Raw genomic sequence first — 9254 nt, forward strand, 5'->3', positions numbered from 1 at the left:
GCGTCCGGGTCGACCGCAGCGACGAACCCGGTCCCCATGTTGAACGTGCGGTACATCTCCTCGTCGGAGACGCCCCCCTCGGACTGGACGAACTCGAAGACCGGCTGCGGGTCGAACGCGTCCTCCACGACGTAGCGGTGGCCGCCGAGCCGGTCGAGGTTGGTCCAGCCGCCGCCCGTCACGTGGGCCGCGCCGCGGACGCCGTGCTCGCGCATCGGGTCGAGCAGGTCCGTGTATATCGCGGTCGGTTCGAGCAGCGCGTCGCCGAGTGTCTCGTAGTCGCCGAACGGGCAGGGGTCCGCGTAGGCGTGGTCGCGCGTGACGGCCTCGCGCGCCAGCGTGAGCCCGTTCGAGTGGATCCCCGACGAGCGCCAGCCGACGAGCGCGTCGCCCGGTTCGGCCCGTCCGTCGAACACGCCGTCTTTCGCGGCGAGACCGGCGCAGGTCCCGGCGAGGTCGAGCCCGCGGACCACTTCCGGCATCACGGCCGTCTCGCCGCCGACGAGTTCGACGTCCGCCAGGTCGGCGCCGCGGGCGAGCCCCTCGCCGACCTGCTCGGCGAACCGCTCGTCCGGCTCGTCGACGGCGAGGTAGTCGACGAAGGCGACGGGGCGGACGCCGGCCGCCACGAGGTCGTTGACGTTCATCGCCATACAGTCGATCCCGACCGTCGAGTAGTCGCCCAGCGCCTCCGCGACGAGCAGCTTGGTCCCGACGCCGTCGGTCGCGAGCGCGAGGTAGCGGTCGCCGATGTCGAGGAGGCCGGCGTAGTCGCTCGCGTCGTCGTCCGCGTCCGAGCCGACCGCGCCGATCAGCGCGGCGGTGGCGGCCTCGCTGGCGTCGATGTCGACGCCCGCGTCCGCGTAGGTGAGTTCGTCGTCGCCGTCCGGTCCCCCGTCGTCGCCCCCGTCGCCCTCGGTCATGTGTGTGGGGGCACGCCGGCGGAGCAAAAACGCACCGTTCCGGGCGACGCCGCCGGACGCGCGGCGGTCGCCCGACCGCCGTTCAGAACGGGCCGCCGAAGCCGAGTCCCACGACGAAGACGAGCCCGACGGCGAGCAGCACCGAGGGGACGAAGGCGGTCGCCCAGGCCAGCTTGCTCCATCCCATCACCGTCTTCCCGTCGAGGGGGCCGTACGGGATCAGGTTGAACGCCGCGAGGAACGCGTTGATCGCGATGCCGCGCGCCCCGAGGATGGTGACGATCTCGCTGCCGAGGACGCCGCCGAGCGCGAACAGCGGGAAGAACGCCGCCATCAGCCCGAGGTTCACGACGGGCCCGGCGAGCGCGATGTGGCCGTGTTCGCGGGGCGTCAGCCGGCCGCGGTGGTGGACCGCCCCCGGGGCGGCGAAGATGAACCCGAGGAGCGAGCTCATCACGGCGAGGAACAGCATGCTGTTGTCCGCACGGAACTCCGCGACCTGGTCGTAGTGGACGGCGACGACCTTGTGCGCAACCTCGTGGAGGAGGAAGCCGACCCCGGCGGTCGCGAGCGCGACGAACAGCGGCGGGAGCACGCCGGCGGCGAGGATCCGGCCGATACCCCCCGAGCCGCCGACGAAGAACAGGGTGAACGCAACGCCGAGCGCGAGCCACGCGACGAGGAGGTCGCGGAGCTCGGACCCGCTGAAGTAGAGGCCGCCGATCCGGCGGCCCGAGAACGTCGCGCCGCTCATGCGAGTCCCCCCACGGCCCCGCGGACGAGGTCGGCACCGTTGAGCGCGCCCTCAACGAGCAGCCGCCCGACCTCGTCGACGCCGCCGACCTCGGCCCCGAACATCGCCGGGATCACGTACGCCGCGAAGAGGAAGCTCGCGACGATGCTGCCGACGTTAGTCATCGCGACGACGACGATGAGCCGGAACAGCGGCACGTCGAGCATCTCCGAGACCAGCTCGGTGACCGACCGGGTCTCGTCGCCGAGCAGGTCGTTGAGCGCGCCGATGTCAGCTACGTTGACCGTGAGGCTCCGGAGTTCGACGTAGCCGGTGAACCAGCCGGGCGCGAGCAGCGGGTTGATCGAGGTCATCCACGCGACCGCCCCGCCGACGCCGGCCGAGAGCCAGCGCGCGCCGGCGACCTTCGCGAAGGCGAACGCGAAGACGCCGTTGATCACGAACCACGCGCCGAACAGCCGCAGCAGGAACGCGTTGCCGGCGCCGCCCAGCGCCAGGAGGAGGAAGAAGCCGACGAAGCCGACCGTGATCGCGTAGCCGAGCGCCTTCTTCCACGGGAGCCCCCGGCCGGACTCCTCGCCGACGAGGGAGTCCATCGGCGGGAGCGTCGCCGGGTCCGCGAGGTACCCCTCGATTCCGGCCCGGTGACCGGCCCCGACGACGGCGACCACGTCGTAGCCGGCGTCGCGGAGCGCGACGAGCCGGTGGCCGATGAACGCGTCGCGCTCGTCGATGAGCGCCTCCGCGCCGCCCGGGGAGAACTGCCGGAACTCCTCCATCATCATCGTCACCACGTCGGTGTCGGTGAGGTCGGCCTCGTCGAGCTCCGCGATCCCGCCCGCCTCGGCCTCCGCGTCCACCTCGCCGCCGGCGAACGCGCCGACCGCGATCGCGAGGACCGCGCCGACGAGCAGTCCCAGGCCGATGCCGATCCCGAAGCCGCCGATCGCCGCCACGGGGAAGCCGCCGAGGTACGCCGACACGACCCCGTTCGCGACCCCGGTGACCCCGGCGGCGACGCCGGCCGCGAGCCCGGTGCCGACGCCGGCGTAGAGCCGCTGGTCAGGCGAGAGCGCGAGCGCGCTGACCTGGTCGACGGCGATGCCGACGACGAGCGCGACGAGGACGCCCGCGGCGACGCTCGTCAGCACGGCGTCCGTGATCCCGACCGCGCCGCCGAAGAGGCCGATCGCCGGGCCGGCGAGGACCCCGACGATGAGCCCGCCGATCACGCCGGCGACCCGCGGGTCGCTGACGCCGAACGCGAGCCCGCCGACGAGCCTGAGCTTCTCCGTGACCGTCATCCGGGCCCAGAAGCGCTGGATCGTGGTCTGGATGTCGCGGTCGACCAAGGCGACGTCGATGCCGAGCGACTCGGCGACGTCGACGGCGGCCTTCATGTCCGCGCCCGGCTCGATGTCGAACCGCTCGCCGAGCTGCGTCTGGACGTACGAGAGCATCCAGTACGCCAGGAACTGGAACACGGTGTTCCCCCTGAGCAGGTCGCCGGCGTCGAGGTCGTCGGGCGTCTCGCCGTTCAGCTGGCGGTAGCGCCCCTCGTCGAGTTCGACCGCGACGACGTCGGGGCGCTCCCGCTCGATCGTCTCCTCGACCTCGTCGACGGAGCGCTCCGACACGTGCGCGGTCCCGACGACCGTGACGCTCCCCTCGCCGTCGGCGGCGCGCGACTCCCGTTCGAGGTCGCCGCCGTCGGCCCGCGAGGGCCCGTCGGTCGACGGGGACGCCTCGTCGTCGCGCCCCCGTGACGTCTCTGTCATCACCCGTCGTACTCGGTCACCGCGTTTAGGGTTTGTGCGTCGGTCCCGGACCGTCCCCGCGCGGGGGAGACCCGTTCCCAACGATCCAACAGGTTTGTATCCTCACGCTCCACAGGATCGCGTATGTCCCGGCTGTTGCCCTCCCTGCCGGACGCGACCCCCGAGGAGCGCGAACCGCGGGTCGTCGGCGTCGACGACGACGAGGCCGACGACCTCATCGCCGCCCTCGGCTCGGAGACGGCGCGGGCGATCCTCTCGACGCTCCACGACCGACCGGCCACGAAGTCGGAGCTCGCCGAGGAGGTCGACACCTCCCTCCAGAACGTCCAGTACCACCTCTCGCGACTCGACGAGGCGGACCTCGTCGACGTCGTCGACACCGCCTACTCCGAGAAGGGTCGCGAGATGGACGTGTACGCCGCCGCGGACGAGCCCCTCGTGCTGTTCTCGGGCGGCTCCGAGGAGTCGACCGGGATCAAGACGGCGCTCATGCGGCTGCTCGGCGGCTACGGACTGATCGGCCTCGCCGCCGTCGCGGCGCAGCGCCTCCTCGCGGTCGGCTCCCTCGCCGGCCCGCGCTCCGGCGGGGGCGACGCGGGGACGGCCACCACCGACGGGCCGACGATAGAGAGCGTCCCGGACCAGAACACCACCGCCGACGGCGCGGACGGCGCGGTCGAGCTCGTCGGCGACCCGCTCGCGCAGTACGCGGTCTCGCTCGTCGAACCGGGCGTCGTCTTCTTCGTCGCCGCCGCGCTCGTGTTCACGCTGGCGTGGGCGTACTGGTACCGCGCGTCGAGCTAGCGGCCCCCGGGAGCGACGGGCGCGATCCGGGCCGCACGGTCCGCGCGTGGGACAGCTATTCAAGCGGCCGTCACCACGTTCACGTATGGAACACGAGGCCGAGGTCGTCGGGGTCGGGGCGGGCTCTGCGCCGAGCGGCGACGTCCCGGCGGTGATCCTGTCCGCGCGCGGCGAGTACGTGCCGATCTTCGTCAGCGGCGACCAGGCCCGTTCGATCGGGATGGCGCTGGAGGGCGAACCGTTCGACCGACCGCTCACGCACGACCTGCTCGTGAGCATCCTCACCGAGTTCGGCGGGGCCATCGACCGCGTCCGCGTCGACGACCTCCACGACGGCACCTTCTACGCCAAGGTCGACGCCGAGCGCTACGACGACGGGGAGCCGGAGCGGTTCGTCTTCGACGCCCGGCCCTCGGACGCGCTCGCGCTCGCGGTGCGGGTCGACTGCCCCATCGTCGTGACCGACGAGGTGGTCGACGAGGCGGGGCGACCGCCGGACTCCGTCCGGTTCAGCGACGACGACCGGTCGGGCGAGCGCTGAGTTCGCCGCGCGCGTCCGCCGCCGGCGAAGCCGGCCGTTCAAGTCGTCGGGTCTCCCACGACGGGCATGGACGAGACGGCCACGCTCGCCTCCTCCCACACCGAGATGACGGAGATGCTGCTGCCGAACGACACGAACAACCTCGGCCGCGCGCTCGGCGGAGCCGTGTTACACTGGATGGACATCTGCGGCGCCATCGCGGGCATGCGCTTCGCGAACCGGCAGGTGGTCACCGCGTCGATGGACCACGTCGACTTCATCGCGCCGATCGAGATGGGCGAGGTCGCCATCATCGAGGGGTACGTGTTCAACACCGGGCGGACGAGCGTCGACGTGAAGGTCGACGTGCGCGCGGAGAACCCCCGCACGGACGAGACGCGCCGGACGACGACCTCCTACTTCACGTTCGTCGCGCTCGACGACGCGGGCCGCCCGACGCCGGTCCCCGACCTGGAGTGTCCGACCGAGGATGAGACGGCGCTCCGCGAGGACGCCATGGAGGGGCGAGAGGAACAGCTGCGGCAGGTCGTCGACCGCTACGACCTCTGACCGGCGCGTCCGAGACTCACTCTTCCGACCCGGCGACGACCTCGACGGTCGCCGCCGGATCGTCGGACGCCGCGACCGCCGCCTCGTGCGCCGCCAGCGCGCGCTCCGCGAGGCCGTCGAGACCGTCGCCGGCGGCGGCTAGGTGGGTGGGACAGTCGCAGTCGGACGCGCCGAACCCGTCGACCGGCCCCGCGGGCAGGCGCTCCGCGACCGCGCACTCGACGTCGACGCCCGTGCTTCGGACGACGCGGTCGATCCGCGCCGCCGGGTGGCCGAGCAGGTAGTCGACGTGCCAGTGGCGGACGTCGTGGTCGCCGCGCGCGGTCCGGCGGTGTCTGTCGACCCGGGCGAACCCGCCCGCGCCGAGCGCGCTCCCCGTGTACGCGTACGCGCCGGCCGGGAGGCGGTGCTCGCCGAGCGCGCCCGCCGACAGCGTCGCGTCCGCCGCGAGGTCGACGACGAGGGTGTAGCTGCCGCCGACGGCGTCGCTCATCGCTTCCCCGCACCGACGAGATGGACTGCGGTCCCGATCACGACAGCGCGGTCGGCGCCTCGGCGGCGGCCGACCGGAGCGACCCCACCAGGTCGCGGGCGTCGTCGTCGAGCCGGTAGGTGTCGTGGACGTCCGCCGGGTCGCGGCCGCGCCCCGACAGCGCGCCGACCACGTTGGCGATGTGGTCGTAATTGTCGCGGACGAGCCCGCCGACGATCCCAGGGGTCCCGGCGCGGTTCGCCAGCTCTTCGGCGGCCGACCGCCCCGCGTACACCCGGCGCTCGCCGGGGTCGACGAGCACCATCGCGAACGGGCGCGAGCCGAACTGCGCGTCGAGGAACGGGCCGACCGGGTCGGCCTCCCACGGGACCGCGACGACGCCCTCGAGCCGCCGGAGCGCGACCGCCGCGACCGAGCAGTACGGGCAGTCGCCGTCGAAGATCAACACCGGCGCCGCCGCGCCGTCCGGGTCGGTAGACATAGCGATAGATACGGACTCGACCGGCTTAAGCGGCCGGTCGAACGGGTCGAATCGGCGAACGCGAGGGGCCCGGTCGGCTCAGTGCGAGTGGCCGAGCGCGTCTTCGAGCGACTGCCCGAACCGCTCCTCGAACAGCTCCGCGGCCGTCTCGTTCATCTCCGCGATGTCCTCGGGCACGTCGCCCTCGCTGTGGTGGACGATCACGTGGGCCTGCTGGGCCATCGCCTGGACGACCACGTCGGAGACGACGGCGGTCGCGGGCTCACCCTGCTCGCTGAGCACGTCGACGAGGCCGGCGGGCAGTTCGAACGACTCTTCGTCACCGTCGGGGCCGGTGACCGTGTAGGTCTCGGTGTCTCCCATAGCGGTCAGTCGCGGCCGCGACTTAAGGGTCTGTGGAAACCGGACGCGAGCCGCGCACGACCGCCGCCTGCGGGCTCCGAGACCGCCGGTCGGCCGTTTTCACCCGTGCGTCGAGATCGCCTTCACGGAGGAGCCGGAGCCGAGGATGGTCGCGAGGTACACCGCGATGGCCGTGACGACGATCGACCCCCCGGAGGGGAGGCCGAGTCCGATCGAGACGGCGAAGCCGCCGATCACCGACAGCTGGCCGAAGATCACCCCGAGGTACATCGTCTCGCGGAAGCTCCGCGCGACCTGCGAGGCGGCCGCGACGGGGACGACCAGCATCGCGGCGACGAGGATGACGCCGAGCACCTGCATCGCACCGACGACGACGACCGCGGTCAACACCACGAGCAGGGTGTTGTAGCCGGTGACGTTCAGCTGCGCGACCCGCGCGGCCTGCTCGTCGAAGGTGATGAAGAGGAGCTGCTTGTACGTCAGCGCCACGGCCGCGACGACGACGATCGAGAGCGCCCCCATGAGGCGCGCGCCGTCCGGCGTGACGACCGCGAGGTTGCCGAACAGGTACCCCTGAATGTTGACGCCGGTGAGCCCGTCGCCGTAGCTGATGATCAGGGTCCCGACCGCGAAGCTCCCGCTGAGCATGATCGCGATGGGCACGTCGCCGTAGGCGTCGGTGCGCTCCGTGAGCCACTGGACCCCGAGCGCGCCGAGGATGCCGACCGCGAGCGCCACGAGCAGCAGCGAGCCGCTCCACCCCGTCGCGGAGGTGACGAGGATACCGACCGCTACCCCGGCGAACGCGGTGTGGGCGAGCGTCTCGCCGATCAGCGCCATCTCGCGGTGGACGAGGAAGGAGCCGACGAGCGGCGCGACCACCCCGACGAGCACGCCCACCGCCATCGACTGCCACATGATCGGGTGCCGGAAGACGTTCGTCCCGAACGCGGCGTCCATCGCGCGGCCGATCGAGCGGAACGCGGCGTACAGCTCGCTCGCCACCGGCAGGTCCTGCGCCCAGTAGAGGAGGAGGAACGAGAGCATGACCGCCGCGACGACGCCGGTGAGCCCGATCCCGGCGAGCTCCGCCGTCCGGCGCAGTCCGCGCCCCGGGCCGACGGGGTCCGAGCGCGGGCGGTCCCGCTCGCCGTCGGTCGGTGTCTCCCCGCTCATCAGTGGTGGTGGTGGACGACCTGTCCGGTCGCGCCGTACGCCTCCCCGAGGGCGTCGCTCTCGACGAACGACTCCGTGTCCCCGTGGTGGTACAGCTCGGTGTTGATACAGGCGATGCGGTTCGCGCGGTCGGTGACGACCCCGATGTCGTGCTCGATGAGGATGACCGTGATCCCGTCGCCGTTGAGCTCGTCGAGGAGCGCGTAGAACGCGTCGCGGGACTCGGCGTCGACGCCGACCGTCGGCTCGTCGAGCGCGAGCAGGTCGGCGTCGCTGGCGAGGGCCCGCGCGATGTACGCGCGCTGCTTCTGTCCGCCGGAGAGCTCCGAGACGAGGCGGTCGGCGAGGTCGCCGATCCCGACGGTCTCGATGGCGTCCGCGACGGCGGCCCGGTCGGTCTCGGAGAGCCGTCCTCGCCCGGCGTGCGCGAACCGCCCCATCGTGACGCACTCGCGCACGGTGACGGGCATCGCGCCGCCGCGGCTCGTCGCCTTCTGCGAGACGTAGCCGATCCGGCCGCCGTCGTCGAACTCTTCTACCGGGCGGCCGAACAGCTCGACGGACCCCTCGTCGGGGTCGTGGAGGCCGAGCATGAGGTGGAGCAGCGTGGTCTTCCCGGAGCCGTTCGGCCCGACGAGCCCGAGGAACTCCCCCTCCTCGACCGTGAGAGAGACGTCGCTCACGGCGACCGTGTCGCCGTAGGAGAACGTCACGCCGTCGAGGTCGACGATTGCGGTCACTGCGCGTGCTCCATCTGGACCGTCCGCACGTTTAGCTCTTTTACTCCGCCGTCGCGCGGACGCTCACGCGGCACGAGAGGCGACGCGGTCGCCACTTCCGTCACTGGACGTCGAACGCCCGCTCGAAGGCGGGGACGTTGATCTCGGTCATCTGTTCGAGGTAGCCGTAGCCGGCGTCGTTCCACTCGCGGGTCGTCCCGCCGGCCGGCGAGACCGGGACCGCCTCCGTCGCGCCGCTGTTCTCGACGATCGACTCGGCGAGCCGCGGCGACTGGAACCGGTCGTACAGCACGACGTCGATCCCCTCGCCGTCGACGAGGTCGATCGTGTCGGCGATCTCCGACTGCGTCGGCTCGTTCTGCGGCGAGACGCCGACCGGCGAGTGGAGCCGGAACCCGTAGCGCGCCTCGAGGTACTGGAAGGAGTTGTGGCCCGCCAACACCGCCACGTCGCGCGCGGCGTCCTCGGCGATCGATCGGAAGGCGTCGTCGATCGCCCCCAGTTCCTCGGCGTACGAGTCGGCGTTGGCCGCGTACGCCTCGGCGTTGTCGGGGTCCGCCTCGCCCAGCCCGGTCGCGATGGTGTCGACCATCTCGCCCGCGAGCACCGGGTCCGTCCAGACGTGGGGGTCGTACCGGGTCCCGTCGTCGTG

Annotated in this window: 12 protein-coding genes; 3 read left to right on the forward strand and 9 right to left on the reverse strand. The window is 72.2% G+C overall.

Features of this window, described 5'->3' with window-relative positions:
• From purM to Q0116_RS00690, 3 genes are all read right to left on the reverse strand, one after another.
• Positions 1-923, reverse strand: a 923-nt coding sequence (gene purM / locus Q0116_RS00680) for a phosphoribosylformylglycinamidine cyclo-ligase (RefSeq protein WP_297884543.1), incomplete at its 3' end; no start/stop codon positions are given.
• 82 nt (positions 924-1005) lie between these two features.
• On the reverse strand, positions 1006-1677 hold the full coding sequence (locus Q0116_RS00685) for a metalloprotease (RefSeq protein ID WP_297884545.1): 672 nt from the start codon (positions 1675-1677) through the stop codon (positions 1006-1008).
• On the reverse strand, positions 1674-3455 hold the full coding sequence (locus Q0116_RS00690; protein ID WP_297884547.1) for a TraB/GumN family protein: 1782 nt from the start codon (positions 3453-3455) through the stop codon (positions 1674-1676). Before Q0116_RS00690 ends, Q0116_RS00685 begins: the two co-directional genes overlap by 4 nt.
• 123 nt (positions 3456-3578) lie before the next feature.
• Between Q0116_RS00690 and Q0116_RS00695 the strand changes: the two genes are divergently transcribed.
• The 3 genes from Q0116_RS00695 (at position 3579) to Q0116_RS00705 (ending at position 5349) form a co-directional block, all read left to right on the forward strand.
• Positions 3579-4259, forward strand: coding sequence for a winged helix-turn-helix domain-containing protein (locus Q0116_RS00695; RefSeq protein WP_297884548.1), 681 nt, complete (start codon positions 3579-3581; stop codon positions 4257-4259).
• An 85-nt stretch (positions 4260-4344) separates the two neighbouring features.
• Positions 4345-4800, forward strand: a complete 456-nt coding sequence (locus Q0116_RS00700) for a bifunctional nuclease family protein (protein ID WP_297884550.1) — start codon at positions 4345-4347, stop codon at positions 4798-4800.
• A gap of 66 nt (positions 4801-4866) precedes the next feature.
• Positions 4867-5349 carry an acyl-CoA thioesterase gene (locus Q0116_RS00705; protein ID WP_297884552.1) on the forward strand — a complete coding sequence of 161 codons (483 nt, stop codon included), beginning with the start codon at positions 4867-4869 and terminating at the stop codon, positions 5347-5349.
• A gap of 16 nt (positions 5350-5365) precedes the next feature.
• On the opposite strand, the gene Q0116_RS00710 is transcribed toward Q0116_RS00705, so the two are convergent.
• From Q0116_RS00710 to Q0116_RS00735, 6 genes are all read right to left on the reverse strand, one after another.
• Entirely contained in the window at positions 5366-5842 is a 477-nt protein-coding gene (locus tag Q0116_RS00710) for a DUF123 domain-containing protein (RefSeq protein ID WP_297884554.1), read from the reverse strand.
• A 37-nt stretch (positions 5843-5879) separates the two neighbouring features.
• Positions 5880-6323, reverse strand: coding sequence for a DUF393 domain-containing protein (locus tag Q0116_RS00715; protein ID WP_297884556.1), 444 nt, complete (start codon positions 6321-6323; stop codon positions 5880-5882).
• Positions 6324-6401: 78 nt separating this feature from the next.
• A complete protein-coding gene (locus Q0116_RS00720) occupies positions 6402-6686 on the reverse strand; it encodes a hypothetical protein (protein ID WP_006113366.1) in 285 nt (94 codons plus the stop codon).
• 99 nt (positions 6687-6785) lie between these two features.
• Positions 6786-7862 (reverse strand): metal ABC transporter permease, encoded by a 1077-nt coding sequence (locus tag Q0116_RS00725; RefSeq protein WP_297884560.1) that lies wholly within the window; start codon positions 7860-7862, stop codon positions 6786-6788.
• Positions 7862-8602: a metal ABC transporter ATP-binding protein gene (locus Q0116_RS00730; protein WP_297884561.1), complete on the reverse strand. Its 741-nt coding sequence runs from the start codon at positions 8600-8602 to the stop codon at positions 7862-7864. The genes Q0116_RS00725 and Q0116_RS00730 overlap by 1 nt, the downstream gene beginning before the upstream one ends.
• 100 nt (positions 8603-8702) lie before the next feature.
• Positions 8703-9254, reverse strand: a 552-nt coding sequence (locus Q0116_RS00735) for a metal ABC transporter solute-binding protein, Zn/Mn family (protein ID WP_297884562.1), incomplete at its 5' end; no start/stop codon positions are given.

The sequence above is a fragment of the uncultured Halorubrum sp. genome (assembly GCF_937146585.1).
Taxonomy (GTDB): Archaea; Halobacteriota; Halobacteria; order Halobacteriales; family Haloferacaceae; genus Halorubrum; species Halorubrum miltondacostae.